At 72.9% G+C, this 16,532-nt stretch carries 16 protein-coding genes; 5 read left to right on the top strand and 11 right to left on the bottom strand.

Going from position 1 to position 16,532, the window contains the following annotated elements:
• The first annotated feature begins 34 nt into the window (after positions 1–34).
• The 3 genes from JW613_RS29805 (at position 35) to JW613_RS29795 (ending at position 3,120) form a co-directional block, all read left to right on the top strand.
• A complete protein-coding gene (locus JW613_RS29805; protein ID WP_209214005.1) occupies positions 35–850 on the top strand; it encodes a succinate dehydrogenase/fumarate reductase iron-sulfur subunit in 816 nt (271 codons plus the stop codon).
• A 136-nt stretch (positions 851–986) separates the two neighbouring features.
• On the top strand, positions 987–2,420 hold the full coding sequence (locus JW613_RS29800; protein ID WP_209213986.1) for a sensor histidine kinase: 1,434 nt from the start codon (positions 987–989) through the stop codon (positions 2,418–2,420).
• 13 nt (positions 2,421–2,433) lie between these two features.
• Entirely contained in the window at positions 2,434–3,120 is a 687-nt protein-coding gene (locus tag JW613_RS29795) for a response regulator (protein WP_209213985.1), read from the top strand.
• A gap of 67 nt (positions 3,121–3,187) precedes the next feature.
• Here the strand turns inward: JW613_RS29795 and JW613_RS29790 are convergent, their stop codons facing one another.
• The 9 genes from JW613_RS29790 to JW613_RS29750 all read right to left on the bottom strand — a co-directional run bounded on the left by JW613_RS29790 (position 3,188) and on the right by JW613_RS29750 (position 10,849).
• Positions 3,188–3,919, bottom strand: coding sequence for a phosphatase PAP2 family protein (locus JW613_RS29790; protein WP_209213984.1), 732 nt, complete (start codon positions 3,917–3,919; stop codon positions 3,188–3,190).
• Positions 3,920–4,079: 160 nt separating this feature from the next.
• The gene (locus JW613_RS29785; protein ID WP_245226499.1) at positions 4,080–4,928 is read right to left on the bottom strand and encodes an ABC transporter permease; all 849 of its coding nucleotides are present in this window, start codon (positions 4,926–4,928) and stop codon (positions 4,080–4,082) included.
• Positions 4,925–5,902 carry an ATP-binding cassette domain-containing protein gene (locus JW613_RS29780; RefSeq protein ID WP_209213983.1) on the bottom strand — a complete coding sequence of 326 codons (978 nt, stop codon included), beginning with the start codon at positions 5,900–5,902 and terminating at the stop codon, positions 4,925–4,927. The genes JW613_RS29785 and JW613_RS29780 overlap by 4 nt, the downstream gene beginning before the upstream one ends.
• Entirely contained in the window at positions 5,889–6,395 is a 507-nt protein-coding gene (locus JW613_RS29775; RefSeq protein WP_209213982.1) for a lasso peptide biosynthesis B2 protein, read from the bottom strand. Before JW613_RS29775 ends, JW613_RS29780 begins: the two co-directional genes overlap by 14 nt.
• Positions 6,392–6,658 carry a lasso peptide biosynthesis PqqD family chaperone gene (locus JW613_RS29770; protein ID WP_209213981.1) on the bottom strand — a complete coding sequence of 89 codons (267 nt, stop codon included), beginning with the start codon at positions 6,656–6,658 and terminating at the stop codon, positions 6,392–6,394. Before JW613_RS29770 ends, JW613_RS29775 begins: the two co-directional genes overlap by 4 nt.
• Positions 6,655–8,622, bottom strand: a complete 1,968-nt coding sequence (locus JW613_RS29765) for an asparagine synthase-related protein (protein ID WP_209213980.1) — start codon at positions 8,620–8,622, stop codon at positions 6,655–6,657. Before JW613_RS29765 ends, JW613_RS29770 begins: the two co-directional genes overlap by 4 nt.
• Positions 8,623–8,760: 138 nt before the next feature.
• On the bottom strand, positions 8,761–8,886 hold the full coding sequence (locus JW613_RS29760) for a lasso RiPP family leader peptide-containing protein (protein ID WP_107488709.1): 126 nt from the start codon (positions 8,884–8,886) through the stop codon (positions 8,761–8,763).
• A 168-nt stretch (positions 8,887–9,054) separates the two neighbouring features.
• Positions 9,055–9,918, bottom strand: a complete 864-nt coding sequence (locus JW613_RS29755) for a DUF2705 family protein (RefSeq protein WP_209213979.1) — start codon at positions 9,916–9,918, stop codon at positions 9,055–9,057.
• On the bottom strand, positions 9,905–10,849 hold the full coding sequence (locus JW613_RS29750; RefSeq protein WP_209213978.1) for an ATP-binding cassette domain-containing protein: 945 nt from the start codon (positions 10,847–10,849) through the stop codon (positions 9,905–9,907). The genes JW613_RS29755 and JW613_RS29750 overlap by 14 nt, the downstream gene beginning before the upstream one ends.
• A gap of 168 nt (positions 10,850–11,017) precedes the next feature.
• Here JW613_RS29750 and JW613_RS29745 point away from each other — a divergent pair, with 168 nt between their 5' ends.
• Both JW613_RS29745 and JW613_RS29740 read left to right on the top strand, forming a co-directional pair.
• Entirely contained in the window at positions 11,018–12,397 is a 1,380-nt protein-coding gene (locus JW613_RS29745; RefSeq protein WP_307866097.1) for a sensor histidine kinase, read from the top strand.
• Positions 12,394–13,092, top strand: a complete 699-nt coding sequence (locus JW613_RS29740) for a response regulator (RefSeq protein ID WP_209213977.1) — start codon at positions 12,394–12,396, stop codon at positions 13,090–13,092. The genes JW613_RS29745 and JW613_RS29740 overlap by 4 nt, the downstream gene beginning before the upstream one ends.
• Positions 13,093–13,338: 246 nt before the next feature.
• Here the strand turns inward: JW613_RS29740 and JW613_RS29735 are convergent, their stop codons facing one another.
• Together JW613_RS29735 and JW613_RS29730 are read right to left on the bottom strand one after the other, a co-directional pair.
• Entirely contained in the window at positions 13,339–14,022 is a 684-nt protein-coding gene (locus JW613_RS29735) for a response regulator transcription factor (RefSeq protein WP_209213976.1), read from the bottom strand.
• 205 nt (positions 14,023–14,227) lie between these two features.
• Positions 14,228–16,321 (bottom strand): SpoIIE family protein phosphatase, encoded by a 2,094-nt coding sequence (locus JW613_RS29730; RefSeq protein ID WP_209213975.1) that lies wholly within the window; start codon positions 16,319–16,321, stop codon positions 14,228–14,230.
• Positions 16,322–16,532: the final 211 nt, after the last annotated feature.

The raw sequence follows: 16,532 nt of genomic DNA, 5'->3' as shown, positions 1-16,532 counted from the left end.
AGCGCATCACGGTGCGGGCCCGGGAACCGAGGGCATCGGTGGCGCGGTCAGCGGCGAAGCCCCCGACACGACGCGGCCGGAGACGAGCTACGACGCGCACTTCGAGGTCTGGCGCGGCGATGTGGACGGCGGCGGCCTGGAGGACTTCACCGTCGAGGTGAACGAGGGCGAGGTCGTTCTCGACATCATCCACCGCCTCCAGGCGACCCAGGCCCCCGACCTCGCGGTCCGCTGGAACTGCAAGGCGGGCAAGTGCGGCTCGTGCAGCGCGGAGATCAACGGGCGGCCCCGGCTGCTGTGCATGACCCGCATGTCGGTCTTCGACCGGGACGAGATTGTCACGGTGACCCCGTTGCGCGCCTTCCCGGTGGTCAGGGACCTGGTGACCGACGTCGGCTTCAACTACGAGAAGGCCCGCCAGGTGCCGGCCTTCGTACCGCCGCCGGACCTGGGGCCGGGCGAGTACCGGATGCAGCAGGAGGACGTCGGGCGCTCGCAGGAGTTCCGCAAGTGCATCGAGTGCTTCCTGTGCCAGGACACCTGCCATGTCGTGCGCGACCACGAGGAGAACAAGGCGGCCTTCGCGGGACCGCGCTTTCTGATGCGGGTCGCCGAACTGGACATGCACCCGCTGGACGCCGCCGAGGAAGCGGGCCACGACCGCAAGACCGCCGCGCAGGACGACCACGGGCTCGGCTACTGCAACATCACCAAGTGCTGCACGGAGGTCTGCCCGGAGAACATCAAGATCACGGACAACGCCCTCATCCCGCTCAAGGAGCGGGCCGCGGACCGCAAGTACGACCCGCTGGTCTGGCTGGGCAACAAGATCCGCCGCCGGACGACATGACGGCGCAAGGCCGGGCGACGGTGTGAGGCCGGGCGACTCGACGGCGTAAGGACGCGGGGGCCGGTGGCCGGTGGCCGGTGGCTCTACTACTTTCGGCAGTGTCACCGGTCGGCGGAGCCCGGCTACCGTCGGCCTTGTGACTGTGACGGATGTACGCGGTCGGGCCCTCACCCACACCCTCACCGCCGCCGCGGGGGTGGCGGCGCTGCTGGGTGTGCTCGCCGGCCCCTGGTGGATCGCCCTGGCCGCCGGGTGCGCCTTTCTGGCCGGTCGGCGCCCCGGCAGCGCGCTCGTGCCCGCCCTGTTCCTGGCCGGGGCCCTCGCCGCGGGCATGACGGCGGCCCTGGCCCGTCCCGCCTGGCTGACACCGGGCACCCGGTTCGTCGCGGTGGCGCTCACCGCGGGGATGCTCTCCTGGTGCGCAGGCCGGTTCTGGCGGCAGTACCAGGAGCTGGCCCGTGCGGGCTGGGAGCGGGCCGAACAGCTGACGCGGGAACGCGAACTGGTCGCCGGGCAGGCCCGGCTGCAGGAGCGGTCCCGCATCGCACAGGACATGCACGACGCCCTCGGCCACGAGCTGAGCCTGCTGGCGCTCTCCGCCGGTGCCCTCAAGCTGGCGGACGGCCTGGCGGCCGAGCACCGCACGGCGGCCGAGGAGATCAGAAGCCGCGCCGAGTCGGCGGTGGACCGGCTCGGGGAAGTGATCGGCGTGCTGCGGGAGACCGCTCAGGAGGCCCCTACCCGTCCGCCGGACACCAGCGTCCGGCAGCTGGTCGAGGAGGCGTCGGCCGCCGGTCTGTCCGTCACGGCGCGGATCGAGGGCGAGCCGGACGGCGAGCACGGCCCGCCGCCGCACGCGCTCCGGGCGGCGTACCGCGTCGTCCAGGAGGCCCTGACGAACGTCGCCAAGCACGCGCCGGAGGCCGACGTCATGGTCGCGGTCACCTATGGGGCGGACGGGATCCAGGTGACGGTGGAGAACGGTCCGGGTGCCGGGCCGGACGCCGGGCAGGAGGAGCGCCCCCGCGTCGGCGGGCGCGGGCTGGTCGGGCTCGACGAGCGGGTCCGACTGGCGGGCGGCACCTTCGGCTGTGGGCCGACGCCGGAGGGCGGCTTCGCCGTACGAGCCACCCTCCCCCGCGCCCGTACCCCCCGGCCGCCCGCCGCCCCCGCCGCCGTGTACGCGGGACCGGCGCTGGAGCAGCGGCACGCCCGCCGCAGGCTGGGCCGCACCGCGCTCGTCGCCGTCACCGCCTGTCTGTCCCTGGGCGCCCTGCTGGGCGGGGCACTGACCTGGTGGGACATCCTGGTGACCGAGCGGGCCGTGCTGCCGGCCGAGGACTTCGACCGGCTGCGGGCCGGGCAGCAGCGGGCACGGATCGCCCCCTACCTGCCCGACGAGCAGACCCGGCACCGGCCCGCCGACGCCCCGCCCCCGCCACAGAGAGCCGGAACGACGTGCGAGTACTACGCGATCACCGCCAACCCCTTCGACGACCGCTCCGGGGACGCCTACCGGATCTGCTTCCGCTCGGACACGCTGATCTCGGCCGAGGTGCTGCGGGCGTGAGGGGCCGCGGGCGATGACCGGGGCACCGATCCGGGTACTGATCGCCGACGACGAACCGATGGTGCGCACCGGCGTACGCACCATTCTGGCCACGGACCCCGCCATCGAGGTCGTCGCCGAGGCGGGCGACGGGCACGAGGCCGTCGAGCTGGCACGCAGCCACCGTCCCGACGTGGCCGTGCTCGACATCCGGATGCCCAAGGCCGACGGCATCGAGACACTTGCCGCACTCGGCCGGACCGTGCCCGGCACCCGCGCGGTGATCCTGACGACGTTCGGCGAGGACGACTACATCCTGCGGGCCCTGAGCGGCGGCGCCGCCGGATTCCTGGTCAAGGCCGGGGAACCGGAAGAACTTCTCACGGGCGTACGGGCGGTGGCCGACGGCGCCGCCTACCTCTCCCCGAAGGTGGCCGCCCGCGTCGTCGCCCACCTGGCGGCGACCGGCGCCGGATCGGCGGCCGGCCGCCGCGCCTCGGCCCGTGCCCGGACCGAGGCGCTGACCGCCCGCGAGCGGGAGGTCCTCTCCCATCTGGGGGCGGGACTGTCCAACGCGCAGATCGCACGCCGCCTACGGGTGGTGGAGGGCACGGTGAAGGCCCACGTCAGCGCCGTCCTGGCGGGGTTGGGCGTGGACAACCGGGCAGCCGCCGCCGTGGTGGCCCACGAGGCGGGGCTGGTGCCACCGCCCCCGCCGTGAGGCCGCGCCCCATGAGGGGCGCGGGTAAGTGCACGACCAGCCACCACGCGCCGGCGGACGACAATCGTCAGGAAGGGGCGCCCTCTCTCCGGGGCAGGGCCGAAGACGGCGGCGCCGCAGCGCGCCGCCGGGGCCGCAGCAGCACCGCCGCACCCGCGACCGCGGCCCCCAGCAGTGCGCCCGCGAGCACATCGTGCGGATAGTGCACCCCCACCAGCACCCGCAGCAGCGCCCCGGCGACCGCCAGCGGCAGCGTCACGGCAGCGAGGCGGGGCAGCGTCAGGGCCAGGCCCACGGCCAGCGCGGCAGCCAGCGTGGCATGGTTGCTGGGGAACGACCAGTCACCCGGCGGCGGGCACTCCGCCAGCGGGTGGGCCCCGGCCAGCGCCCGGCACGGCCGCTCCTGGTCCACCACCAGCTTCAGCGCCTCGCTCGCCGCGTACGCCACGACGGTGCCGACGCCTGTCAGCACCGCGCCGACCAGCCGCGGGTCCTTGGCACGCGACCCGCACCAGCCCCGCCACCCCACCCAGAGCAGCAGCAGGCCGAGGGCGACCAGGGTGCCCTCGGTGGCCAGTTCGAAGAGCACACCCAGCCATTCGGGGCCGTCGGCCGCGGCCTCGCTCAGCTCGCGGTATCCGGAGGCCGATGCCCCGCCCGTGACCCGTACGGGGTCCTCCTGACCGAGTCCGCCGGGCGTAAGCACCCAGACTCCCGCACCGCCGACCACCAGCGCCGCCACCGCTCCGAGCGGCCCGCGCGCAGGCGACCGCCGTCGTATTCCTCGTTCCGTGGACATGGCAGCGAAGCTACGGGCGGCTCCGCTCCCTGGTCGCGGGCCGAACGTCGGCCTCCTTGTCGGTCGTTCGGCACCCTGGCCATTGGTCTTTCGTCAGGGTCCGCGCGCCGGTCCGCGGCTCCCGCTCCCGGGCCGGGGCGGCGCGCGTCGGCCCTGGGGGTCACCCCCGGCGGGCGAAACGCCGGGCCGCCACCACCAGCATCAGGGCGGCGAGCACGGTGACGAAGCAGACCTCCAGCACGACCGGCGGAGTCCACCCCGCGATCTGCGGTGGCCCCGCATAGCCGCCCATGTCGAGCTCGCCGGGCAGGGTGCGGCGCACCGCGTCGACGGCATAGGTGAGCGGATTGAGGTGAACCACCACACCCAGCCAGCGGGGCAGCCCGCTCGGGGAGAACATCGCTCCGGACAGGAACATCAACGGCATCAGAGCCAGCCCCATCAGCACCTGGAAGGTCTGGATGCGCTGGATGGTGACGGCCGCCAGCATGCCGCCCGCCGTGAACAGCAGCGCGATGACCGCGACTTCCAGGAGGGCGACCAGCAGCAGCGGGTGATAGGCGATGCCGACGGTGCCGGAGATGGCGAGCACCAACCCGCCGTAGACGGCACCGCAGGTGGCGCCGCCCAGCGACAGGCCCAGCAGCAGACTGACCCGGTGGACCGGCGCGACCATCGCCTGCCGCAGCATCCCGCTCTGCCGGTCCATCACCACGGACAGGCCCACAGCCAGTGCGGGCGCCTGGGTCGCCATCACCAGGACGCCGGGGAACAGGAAGCTGCGGAACTGCTCGAAGGAGTCCCCGGCCGTGGTGCCCATCGACTCCAGGCCGGTGCCCATCACCAGCAGGAACATCACAGGTGTCACCAGTCCCATGACGATCTGCACCTTGGTGCGCAGCAGCCGCACCATCTCGCGGTGCCACAGCACCCGCACCGCCCGCAGTTCGCGAGCGGGACGGCCACACCGTGCCCCGGCCCTGTGCGGTAGTGCCGCAACGGCGCTCATCGCCGCCTCCCCACGTCGTCGACGGTCAGCGGACCGCTGCGCTCGGTTCGGATGGTGCGCCCGGTGTGGTGCAGGAACACATCGTCGAGGGAGGGCGGGGTCACCGTCGCCGACAGCACCGGAATGCCTGCCTCCGCACAGAACTTCGGGACGAACGCGGCGCCGTCCGCCACACTCAGCCGCACCCCGTCCGGACCGGCCGACGCCTCTAGGCCGAACCGCTCCCGCACCAGGCGCACCGCATCCGCGTCGTCCCGGGTACGCAGCAGCACGGTGTCACGCGCCACCTCCGCCTTCAGCTCGGCAGGGCTGCCCTCCACCTCGACCTGACCGTCGTCGATGATGGCGAGCCGGTCGCAGTGTTCGGCCTCCTCCAGGTGGTGGGTCGTCAGGAAGAGGGTGATGCCCCGCTCCTCCCGCAGCCGGTGCAGATGCTCCCAGATGACGGTGCGGGTCTGCGGATCCAGCCCGGTGGTCGGCTCGTCCAGGAAGAGCACCTGCGGCGCGGTGAGCAACCCCCTGGCGATCTCCAGCCGGCGACGCATCCCGCCGGAGAACTCCCGCACCGGGCGGTCCCGGCACGCGGTCAGGCCCACCAGGTCGAGCATCGCCGCCACCGTGCGCCGGCTCTCCCGCCACGGGACCCCGAACAGCTCGGCGTGGAAACGCAACGCCTCCCGCGCCGTCAGATCCAGGTCGAGCGTCGTCTCCTGGAAGACGAGCCCGATCCGTTCCCTTACCGCGTGCGGCTCGGCCACCACGTCGCACCCGCCGACGAAGGCCCGCCCGGCGGTGGGCCGCAGCAGGGTGCACAGCATGCTGATGGTCGTGGTCTTGCCCGCTCCGTTCGGCCCCAGGAAGCCGAACGTCACCCCTCGGGGCACGGCCAGATCGAGGCCGACGACCGCGGGCGCGTCACCGTACGTCTTGCCCAGGTCAACGGTGCGGACCGCGCACTCCTCAACCACGGTCATACCCCTCACCCACTCCCTCACCCGGGCGGACGGGCCGCCCACCACGGACGCGTTCCGCCCGCGGCACCCGCCCGGGCACCGGATCGGCGCGTACGGCCATCACCGTGCGGAAGGCACCGATCGCTCCGCCCTCACCGACCGGTTCGCCGTCCACCTCGATCCACGCGTGCGCCCCGAACGGCCTGGTGCGAAAGCCCGAGCACCAGTCGGGCCACTCGCCGTGCAACCGGCACAACAGCGCCGCGGCGACGGACCGCTGCAGACAGCCGAGCCCGGCGCAGCGCACGCTCACGGAGACGGCCGCCTGCCGTGCGCGGAGCGCCCGCGCCCGCCCGGCGGGCCGGGCGCCACGGCTGAGCACCGCCAGTACGCGGCGCAGCCGCCCCGGCTTCAGCTTCACCAGCAGCCGGGCCGCCCCGACCGCCAGCCGCGCCTCCACCTGCCGGTGCGGCGCGAGCCGTACCGCACGCTCCCCCACTCCCGGCAGGCTCATGGCGCCTCCGCAACCAGCAGACCCGCGCTCCTGAGCGCATCGACCAGCCCGTGCACATCGGCGGTGGCCCGCTCCAGGAACTGCGGGCCGGCGGCGCTCAGCTCCTCCGCCGCCTCCCGGGGCGTGCGGCCCTCCAGCAGCAACCACAGCACGGTGGCGCCCGAGCCGTTCAGCCGCCAGAAGCGGCCGTCCTTCTCGTTGAGCAGCACCACTCCGGATTCGGTCTCGGTGAGAATGACCTCGCGGGGCAGGGCGAGCGTCATGATGCCTCCTTCAGCGGGATCGTCGGCCCGGACCCGGCCAGTGGCGCCGGGTCGGTGTGCGGGGAGCGCAGCCAGGCCTCGACCGCCACGGTGCTCTCCAGGTGCGCCGCGTAGCGGCCCTCGTCGGACGGGCTGAGCAGCGCCGTACGCAGCACATCGGGATCGGCCAGACCACGGGCGCCCAGCCGCAGCCTGGCGCACATCTCGACGGCCGCCTCCTTGCCCCGCGCCAGGCCCTCGTACAACTCGGCGCTGAACTCGCCCTTGTCGGTGCGCTCCAGGATCTCCTGCGGGACGATGCCGCGCATCGCCGCTGTCAGCAGCGGTTTGAACCGGCCGGACGGCATCCGCTCGGACAGCCGTACCGACAGCGCGGCCTCGATCACCCGGTCGTCGAGGAACGGTGCCTCCCAGGCGATCCCGTACCGCGCCATGGCCCGCGCCGTCTGCCGGATGGTGGTGCCCTCGACCGCGAGGAACTCCAGCACCTGGTGCCCGAACCGGTCACCGTCCAACGGCGGGGTCCCCGCGCGGGCCTCGGCCAGCAGCGCCCCGCGCACCAGGTCGACGGCCTCCGCGGTGCTCCACGCGGGCATCCGCGACTCGCCTGTCCAGCCGAAGCCGATCTGCCAGCGCTGCGGCGGCGGGCCGGTCAGCCGCCCGGCGAGGCCGCGCAGCGCCTCCGGGAAGTCCGAGCGGTCCGCCAGCCCACGCACGGTGGCCGGCAGCGACCAGCGGTTGAGGAGTTGGCGGCGACGGATCTGGGGGAGGGCGGCGCGGGGCTCGGTGCGCAGCATCGCCCACAGCCCGTTGGGCAGCGGACCGAACAGTTCGTCGCCGCCCAGTCCCATCAGATGCAGCCGGGAGCCCGCCTCGGCCGCCGTCCGGGACAGCGCCCGCAGATGGGGGCCGCCCCAGCGCCAGTTGAGGGGGCCCTCCCCGCCGTCGGGCTCGTCGGCGCCGGCGGTGCCGGCCAGGGGGTCGCCGGTGGCCAGGCCGAACAGCCGCGCGGAGTGGTCGTGGGGCAGGTCGGTGTGGCGCACGGTGGGGCCGAAGCGCGCAGCTGCTCGCCGGGCCCAGCGGTGGTCCGGGTTGCGCGGATCGAGCGGAACCGCGTGGTAGGTGTGCGTGGTGGCGGCCACATCGTCGGCGACGAAACACAGCGAGGTGGAGTCCAGTCCACCGGACAGATCCGCACTGAGCGTGCCGACCGTCCCGGCCCGCACCCGCACGGCCTCGCGCAGCGCATCCCGTACCGCTGTCGCGGCCTGCGGCAACGGGAGGTCGGGCGCGGGCCGCTGCCACCAGCGCCGCTCCCGCGCGGTGCCGTCGGGTGCGAGCTCCAGCCAGTGCCCGGGAGTGACCGCCCGCACTCCGCGCCACACCGAACGGCGGGAGAGCGGCCACGGCACATACGGCGTCAGCAGTCGGCAGGCCAAGGCCGTCTCGTCGCACGGCGCTTCGGTGAGCGCGGCGAGCGGTGCGGGGCTGCCGGCGGCGACCGTGACACCCGCGACCCGGACGGTGAACAGCTGCCGTGCGGTGGAGAGCGTCCCCTGAGCGCGCACCCGCCCGTCGAAGCTGGCCACCAGATGGCAGCAGCCCGCCGACGACCGGGCGGCGTGATCGAGTGCGGACAGCGATCCGGCCTGGTCCAGCAGGCGCTGGAGGCGTTCGGCCGGGGGTCGGGTGTGCCCGAGCACCGCCAGCCGCCGCGCCCCGGAGCCGAACACCCGCACCCGGCCCCCCGCTCCCTCCCCTGTCCCGGACCCGGTACCGGGACAGGGACCGGGGCGCTCCATGTCCCCACGCCCGCCCGCCTTTTCGTCCGCTTCCCACAAGGGCAGAAGAAGCAGCCAGGGGCGGCCGGAGGCATGCGGAATCACCTCGGCAGCAGCCAGTGCGGGGTTGCGGGCGACGAGGTCCTGGGCGGCCGGGTGGTCGGGAAGAATGAGAAAGTCCATGTCCTGCGCGTCTCCTGATACATGGCGACAGGTGTACGCCTCCGACAGGGCCCCGCAGCGGGCCTGACAGGCAGTGGCCGGGAAGGTCGCTTCCCGGCCACTGCGCGACATCGGCTCAGCCGTGCGGCTGGTCGGACGTCAGATGCACCACAGCGCGCGGCCGCAGCCGAGGAAGTCGGGGCAGTCGCCCGACGGCAGGCACTGCGTCAGTTCCTCGAAGTCGCCGAGCTCGATCAGGGCCGGGGGCTCGTAGGTGTGCTCCATGGGATCCTCCGTTGTGAGTCATCGGTCGGTCGGGCGATGTCGGCCGATGCACCGCCGTAACCCTTGAACATCACCGAAGTTAAGGCCCCTTGTGTCCTGGTGAGTTGGGACAGTGGTCCCTGATATGTCCCGATGTGCTCCTTCACCTCCGCATCGCCGGATTCCTGTTCACACCTCCCGGCGCCGGAAGGCCAGCCAGCCGGCCAGCAGGGCGAGCGCCGTCCAGCCGACGACGACGAGGATGCCGCCCCAGGGACCGAGGGCGGGGTCCGCGTCGGCGCCCACCTTCAGTGCCTGGATACCGGCTTTGTCGGGCAGATAGCGCGCGGCCTCCTTCAGTCCGGGGACGGCCTGGCTGAGGGGTGAGAGGGCGAACAGGAAGAGATACATCGCCCCCAGCGCGAACGCGGTGGAGCGCACCGCCGTCGCCACACCGAACGCCAGCAGCGCGATCAGGGTCAGATACACCGTGCCCAGCGCCATGCCCCGCACCACACCGGGTTCGTCCAGCGGGACGCCGTACTCGCCCAGTCCCGCCTGGTCGAGGAGGAAGGAGAGCACCACGGTGACCGCTGCCAGCGGCAGCGTCACAGCGACGCATACCGCGGCCTTCGCCAGATAGAGCCGGGCGCGCCGGGGCACCGCTGCGAGGGAGATCCGGATCATGCCGCTGCCGAACTCGCCGGTGATCAGCAGCACTCCGAAGGCGACGAGTCCCAGCTGGGTGTACCAGACGATGTTGAAGCCGGAGTCCACCGGATGGAAGTCCGGGCGCACCCTGCCGTTGTCGGCCTCCAGCGCGTTGCCGACCGAGATACCGGAGAGCAGCGCGAGCCCGACGCTGACCACGAAGGTGGCGGCCAGCACGGCGAGGGTGGAGCGCAGCGTACGCACCTTCGTCCACTCCGCACGGATCGCCGCCGGCATGGTGTTGCCGCGCACGGCGGGGCGGGCGGTGGCCCCGGAGGAGCCGGAGGCTCGGGAGCTTTCAGCGGGGCCCGAGGCGGTGGCGGGGGCTTCAGAGGACGTCATGGCGGGCACCTTTCCGCGAGCCTGCGGCGCTGTCGGCAGCAAACTGCGTCTCGCTCGCTGTCATCTCCAAGAACGCCTCCTCCAGCGAGGTGGACTCCCCCGCCAGCTCGTCGAATCCGATGTCGTGGGCGCGGGCCAGTTTCGCCACCTCGCGGCTCTCCATCCCGGTGACGCGCAGGGTGCCGTCCGGCTCCGGTGCGGCCTCGGCACCGGACTCGCGCAGCAGGACGCGCAGTCGCTCGGGCTCGTGGCTGCGGACGCGGACCACGCTGCGGCAGTGCTCGGCGGTGAAGTCGGCCAGGCTGCTGTCGGCCAGCAGCCTCCCGCGCCCGATCACGATCAGATGGTCGGCGGTGACGGCCATCTCGTTCATCAGATGGCTGGAGAGCAGGACCGTGTGCCCGGCGGCGGCCCGCTCCTTGAGCAGATTGCGGAGCCAGTGCACGCCCTCGGGGTCGAGCCCGTTGACCGGCTCGTCCAGCAGCAGCACGTCCGGGTCGCCCAGCAGTGCGGCGGCGATGCCCAGCCGCTGGGACATACCGAGCGAGAAGCCGCCCGAGCTGCGCCGCGCAACCTCCCGGAGGCCGACCATGTCGAGCACCTCCCGCACCCGGGAGGGCGGGATGCGGTGGGTGCGGGCCAGCCACAGCAGGTGGTGGTAGGCGCTGCGGGTGCGCTGGGTCGACTTGGCCTCCAGCAGCCCCCCGGCCCGCAGCAGCGGGTCGCTCAGCTCCCGGTAGGGCTTGCCGAACAGCAGGGCCCGGCCCGCGTCCGGCTCCCCCAGGCCCAGGAGCAGTCGTAGCGTGGTCGACTTGCCGGCTCCGTTGGGGCCGAGGAAGCCGGTGACCCTTCCCGGCCGCACCACGAAGCTGAGGTCGTCGACGGCCCGGGTGGGGCCGTAGGACTTGGTCAGATGCTGGACTTCGATCACCCGTCGAGCATGGCCGGGGACAGGGCCCGCGCACATCGGACCGGGCTCCGAAATGCCGAAGGGGACCGGGGGTGGAGGCGGCCGAGGTCGGCGCGGTGGGTTTCCTACCGTGGTCTGACCGACCGTGGTCCGACGTGCGCAGGACCGGGTGCGGGCTACGGTGTGCGAGTGGCCGGTGACTCCGAGGAAAGCAGGGAAGGGCAGCGCCGCGGCTGGGCGCAGCACGGTCTGACCCGGCGGCAGCTCGTGGCGTGGGACGGCGCCGCGGCGCTGGCCTTCGCCGTGGGCTACCCCGTGCTGTCCCCCGTGCAGCACGGGGATCCGGCGCCCGTCGCCTCCCATCTGCCGCTGTTCCTCGCGATGAGTCTGCCGCTGGCCGTGCGCCGGCTGTGGCCGCGCACCGTGCTGCTCGTCGTCGTGGCGGCGTCGGCGGCGGGCGCGATGCTCGACATCGTCCTGGAGCCGTTCCTGGCGGTGGCGTACGCGCTGTACGCCGTCGCCGTGAGCACGTCGAAGGCCGGTCGCGCGGCGCGGTGGATCGTCATCGGCGGCAGCGCCCTGATCCTGCTCGTGCTGGTCGCCGGAGGCGCGCCGTCCGCCGCTTTCGGCGCGGGGCTGCCCGTCCGGCTGTCCGGCCTCATCGTGTGCGGGCTCACCTGGGTCTCCGGGCAGGCCGTTCGGGAGCGGCGCGCCTATGCCGAGCGGGCCGCCCGGCAGCTGGCGCTCAACGCGGTGGCGCAGGAGCGGCTGCGGATCGCACGCGAGCTGCACGACGTGGTCGCGCATCACGTCGGGGTGATCGCGGTGAAGGCGGGCGTCGCGCGCCATGTGGCCGCGGTGGCGCCCGAGGAGGCGACCGAGGCGCTGCGCGTGATCGACCAGGAGAGCCGTACGGCGCTCCAGGAGATGCGCGGCATCCTGGGCCTGCTGCGCAACGAGCCCGACGGCACGGAAGGGCCGCGCCACCCGGACCGGAGCCTGGCCCATGAGGCGGACGTCCAGGCGCTGGTGCACCGCGCTGGCGAGGCCGGCGTGGAGGTGAAGCTGAGTGCGCAGGGGCTCGGCGCGCTGCCGGACGGGGTGGCGCGGGCCGGGCACCGGGTGGTGCAGGAGGCGTTGACGAACGTCATCAAGCACGCGGCACCCTGCTATTGCCGACTCGTGCTGCTGGCCGGTCGCGATCAGTTGCGGTTGGAGATCCTCGACGACGGCGGCCATTGGGAGAGCCACGGCAGGAAGGGCGTGGCGCACCGGGTGGCACACGGGACGTCTCCCGAGGGGGAGCCGCGGAGCGCAGCCGGTACGGGCCACGGGCGGGCGGGGCACGGGCTGATCGGCATGCGGGAGCGGGTGGCGATGTACGGCGGTGAGTTGACGGCGGGCCCGCTGCCCGGTGGCGGTTTCGTGGTGCGTGCCCGCATCCCGCTGCCGCCTCGACAGGTTGCACCACATGCGGCGCGGGCGGCGGCCCCGGACGCGCCCGGCGAGAGCGGCTCCGCGTCGGAGCCGGTGCAGGACACGGATCAGGAGGCGTCACAGTCGAGATGAGCGAATCCCCCGAACCGGTGCGGGTGTTGATCGCCGACGACCAGGAGCTGCTGCGCGAGAGCTTCCGGGTGCTGGTGAACGCCGAACCGGGGCTTGAGGTCGTCGGGCTGGCCGAGGACGGTGACGCCGCGGTCCGGTCCGCGCTGCGGGAGCGCCCGGATGTGGTGCTGATGGATGTACGGATGCCCGGTCTCGACGGTATCGAGGCGACCCGGCTGATCCGTTCGCATCCGGACGCCGAGGGCGTGCGGGTGCTGGTGCTGACCATGTTCGACATGGACTCGTACGTGTTCGCCGCGCTGCGGGCGGGGGCCAGCGGCTTCCTCCTCAAGGATGTCGCGCCCGCCGATCTGGTGCGGGCCATCCGTACGGTGGCGGCGGGGCAAGGGCTGTTGGCGCCGAGCGTCACGGCGCGGCTGATCGCGGAGTTCTGCCGTCAGCCGCAGGGCGTGCCCGCTGTGTCCGACAGCCTTGCCCCGCTGACCGGCCGGGAGCGCGAGGTGCTGCTGCTGGTGACCCAGGGACTGTCGAACACGGAGATCGCCGCCGAACTGCATGTGTCCATGGCCACGGTGAAGACGTACATCGGACGGCTGCTCGACAAGCTCGGCGCCCGGGACCGCGTCCAGCTCGTGATCACCGGGTACGAGCACGGCCTCGTCACCCCTTCCGTATCGAGGCCGAAAGGGAGATGAACGGGGCACCGGCCGGGGACCGGTGCCCCACCGCGCCACCGCCTCGCGAACCCGCCACCTCACGAACCCGCCGCACCGCACGAATCGGCACCCTCGCGAATCCGCACCGCACGAATCCGCCGACTCGCGGCGACTCAGGGAGAAATCACGGCGCGTGATTCCGTGCCCTCGATTTTCCGTGGGTGGCATCCATTGGATTTCTCACTGTCCGTGAATTCCTGGCCGCAGGATTCCCGAGCTCTGAATTCAGACCTCCGCCGCTTTCTGCTCCACACCGATCCCCACCGCCCGCGCCCGCATCATGGCAGCGTTCCGGTCGGGGACCTCCAGCTTTCTGAAGAGACCGGTGATGTGGTTGCGCACCGTCTTCTCCGCGAGCACCAGGCGACGGGCGATGCGCTTGTTCTCCCAACCGAGCGCGAGCAGTTCCAGGATGTCCCGCTCCCGCTCGGTCAGGGTGGGGAAGGCGAGTCGGCTGGGCAGTTGGGGCAGCATCCCCAGACCGCCGCGCAGCCCCTCGGCGACCCCGGCCCCGAAGGCGGCGCCTCCCTCGGCGAGCAGATGCACCGATCTGAGCAGCGTGCGGGCGCTGACGCTCTTCATCACATAGCCCATGGCACCGGAGCGGACCACCGAGACGACAGCTGCGGTGTTGCCGTCGTCGGAGGCCACCAGCACCCGCGCCACCGGCCCGGCGCGCTGCCGCGCCTGCTGGGCGTCGAGCGCCGGCAGCCGCTGCGCGTCGGAGGTCAGCAGCCGTACCGTACGGGCCAGCCGGGCCGGGCTCGGGCCGCCGACGAGCACCACGTCCGACTGCGCCACCAGCTCCGCGAGCGCGGGCGGCTTCCGGCCGGGGCGCCACTCGGGAAGGCCCTGCTCCGCCACGACGGCGATGGCGCTGTCGCTTTCCGCCGCCGCTCTGACGCCCATCCGATACACCGGGTCGTCATCAAGGATTATGAGCCGCACACCCACGCAGCATCCCCCGTTTCAAGAATCACTGATCCCCGAGCGGAAATCTTATCGGGGCGGGGACCCAGAAAAAAGGGGCATCCAGCCATATGAAGGGTGCTGTGCAGCGCCTTGGAATACAGGCGCTGCATTTCAGCCACTTTCTCCAACCGCTGTGCGTCACTCAGAACAATTTCAGCAACGCCTCGGTCGGATCCGGTGCGGCCCTGCCCTCCTCGGGCCGGGGCATCTGGAACCAGACGGCCTTCCCCGTGGGCACCCGTCGGCTCCCCCAGCCGGTGCTGAGCAGATCCACCAGCTGCAGCCCCCGGCCGCCCTCGTCGGTGTCCTGTGCCCGGCGCCTGCGCGGCTGGACCTGGCCCGCGTCCCACACCTCGCACACCAGCGTGCGCTCCAGCAGCAGACGCAGCCGGATGTTGCCCTCGCCGTACCGCAGCGCGTTGGTGACCAGCTCACTCACCAGCAGCTCCGCGGTGTCGCTGAGTGCGTCCAGCCCCCAGGCGGCGAGCTGTTCGCAGGTCAGCTCGCGGGCCCGCGCCACCGAACGCGGCTCGGGCGGCAGCGTCCAGTCGCCCACCTGCTCCGGGTCCAGGCCCTGCACCCGGGCGACGAGCAGCGCGATGTCGTCCTCGCCGTGATGCACGTTGAGGGTGCGCAGCACCCGGTCGGCGGTGTCCTCCAGCGGCTCGGTGGCATCCGTGAGCGCCGAGCGGAACCGGTCGAGGCCCTCGTCGAGCGGGTGGTCGCGGGACTCGACCAGCCCGTCGGTGTAGAGGGCGAGCATGGCGCCCTCCGGCAGTTCGATCTCGATCTCCTCGAACGGTTCGCCGCCCACCCCCAGCGGCACCCCCTTGGGGACCTCCAGCAGCAGTGCGGGCTCCCCCGGTTCGACCATGATGGGCGGCAGGTGCCCGGCGTTGGCGAAGGTGCAGCGGCGCGAGACGGGGTCGTAGACGGCGTAGATGCAGGTGGCCAGGTACACCTCGGACAGGTCGGTGTCGCTGCCGCGGTGCCCGCGCTGCGGGTGCTGTCTACGGGGGTCGCCGAGTCCGCGGGCGATCTCGTCCAGCGCCCCCAGCACCTCGGCCGGTTCCATGTCGGTGAGAGCCAGCGTGCGTACGGCGGTGCGGAGTTCGCCCATGGCGACAGCCGCACGCAGCCCCCGCCCCATCACATCGCCGACGACGATGGCGGTGCGGTGCCCGGGCAGTTCGATGACGTCGAACCAGTCGCCACCCACCTCGGTGGCCGGGTTGCCCGGCAGATAGCGGCAGGCGATCTCCAGGCCCGCCGCCTCCGGGTCGCCCGGCGGCAGCAGGCTGCGCTGCAGGATGAGGGCGCGCTCGTGTTCCCTGCGGTAGAGGCGCGCGTTGTCGATGCAGACGGCGGCGCGGGCCGCCAGCTCGGCGGCGAGGGCACCGTCCCGCTCGCCGAACGGCTCGCTGCCCTTGGCGCGCGAGAACTGCGCCAGTCCCAGCACCCGGTCCCTGGCGACCATCGGTACCGCGAGCGTCGACTGCACGACGGCCCCGAACTGCGCCGGGACGGTGCCGTCCTGGCTCGTGATGTTCTGCACCCGACCGGTGCGCAGCGCTATGGCGAACGGGGAGTGCTCGGCGTAGCAGTGTGTGGAGCCGACCTCTGCGGGCTGCCCCGGCTGTGCGGCATCAGCGGGCGGGACGCCGTTGGCGTGGGCCCGGCCGGCACCGCCCTGCGCAGGGTGGCCGCCCGGCCCGGCTGCATCCCGCCCGGCTGCGTCCTGCTCGAATGCGTCCCGCCCGGCTGCGTCCTCGTGCGCCGCCTCACGCGGGCCGACCACCGTCTCGCCGGTGCGGGCCTCCTCGTCCGGAAGCCCGTAGGTGTAGGGGGTGTTCGAGACGGCGCTGGCGAAGGCCACCCGGCGCAGCTCGCCGCGCGGCGAGCCGACCGGTGTCCGGCGGCGCCGCGGCAGCTCGCCGGGAAGGCGCACCACCGGCCCCTCCCGGCGTACGGTGTCCGCGTCGTGGAAGCCGGTCTGCCCGGTCGGCGCGGAGTCCGTCGGTCCTACCGGGCGCGGCTCGTCTCCGGCCAACACGCTCTCGTAGAGGTCGACGGAGGCCAGATCGCAGAACTGGGGCACCGCCACGTCCAGCAGTTCGCGGGCCGTGGTCTCCAGATCCAGTGAGTTGCCGATCCGCGCGCCTGCGGCGTTCAGCAGGGCCAGGGCACGACGTACGTCGTCCTGCTTACCGGCCGCCTCCACCGGGATATCGCTCAATGCCGCCCCTTCCACTGCCGGTGCTCGCCTCCGGTCCGAGCAGTGTGGCAGCCCGGAGAGCCATCCGGAGCCCGCTCTTCCCGATCGCCACAAGTCTTCCTTGTCACGACGAGGCAACATGCGCATACCCCCGTTTTCACGGGGGTCACCCCTGACTCCTAACCAGGTAATGCCGGGTCGAACCCCAGGAGTACGCACGGGCCCCGGGCCG

Origin of the sequence: Streptomyces smyrnaeus (genome assembly GCF_017676345.1) — a bacterium.
GTDB classification, from domain to species: domain Bacteria; phylum Actinomycetota; class Actinomycetes; order Streptomycetales; family Streptomycetaceae; genus Streptomyces; species Streptomyces smyrnaeus.
Note: the sequence above shows the minus strand (reverse complement) of the source record. Positions and strands in the feature narration are given on the sequence as shown.

Bases quoted from the DNA above. Each gene is read 5' to 3' on its own strand.
- JW613_RS29785 (WP_245226499.1), bottom strand. From the start codon at position 4,928: ATGAGCGCCGTTGCGGCACTACCGCACAGGGCCGGGGCACGGTGTGGC.
- JW613_RS29775 (WP_209213982.1), bottom strand. From the start codon at position 6,395: ATGAGCCTGCCGGGAGTGGGGGAGCGTGCGGTACGGCTCGCGCCGCAC.
- JW613_RS29770 (WP_209213981.1), bottom strand. From the start codon at position 6,658: ATGACGCTCGCCCTGCCCCGCGAGGTCATTCTCACCGAGACCGAATCC.
- JW613_RS29760 (WP_107488709.1), bottom strand. From the start codon at position 8,886: ATGGAGCACACCTACGAGCCCCCGGCCCTGATCGAGCTCGGCGACTTC.
- JW613_RS29795 (WP_209213985.1), top strand. From the start codon at position 2,434: ATGACCGGGGCACCGATCCGGGTACTGATCGCCGACGACGAACCGATG.
- JW613_RS29790 (WP_209213984.1), bottom strand. From the start codon at position 3,919: ATGTCCACGGAACGAGGAATACGACGGCGGTCGCCTGCGCGCGGGCCG.
- JW613_RS29780 (WP_209213983.1), bottom strand. From the start codon at position 5,902: ATGACCGTGGTTGAGGAGTGCGCGGTCCGCACCGTTGACCTGGGCAAG.
- JW613_RS29735 (WP_209213976.1), bottom strand. From the start codon at position 14,022: ATGGGCGTCAGAGCGGCGGCGGAAAGCGACAGCGCCATCGCCGTCGTG.
- JW613_RS29755 (WP_209213979.1), bottom strand. From the start codon at position 9,918: ATGACGTCCTCTGAAGCCCCCGCCACCGCCTCGGGCCCCGCTGAAAGC.
- JW613_RS29765 (WP_209213980.1), bottom strand. From the start codon at position 8,622: ATGGACTTTCTCATTCTTCCCGACCACCCGGCCGCCCAGGACCTCGTC.
- JW613_RS29740 (WP_209213977.1), top strand. From the start codon at position 12,394: ATGAGCGAATCCCCCGAACCGGTGCGGGTGTTGATCGCCGACGACCAG.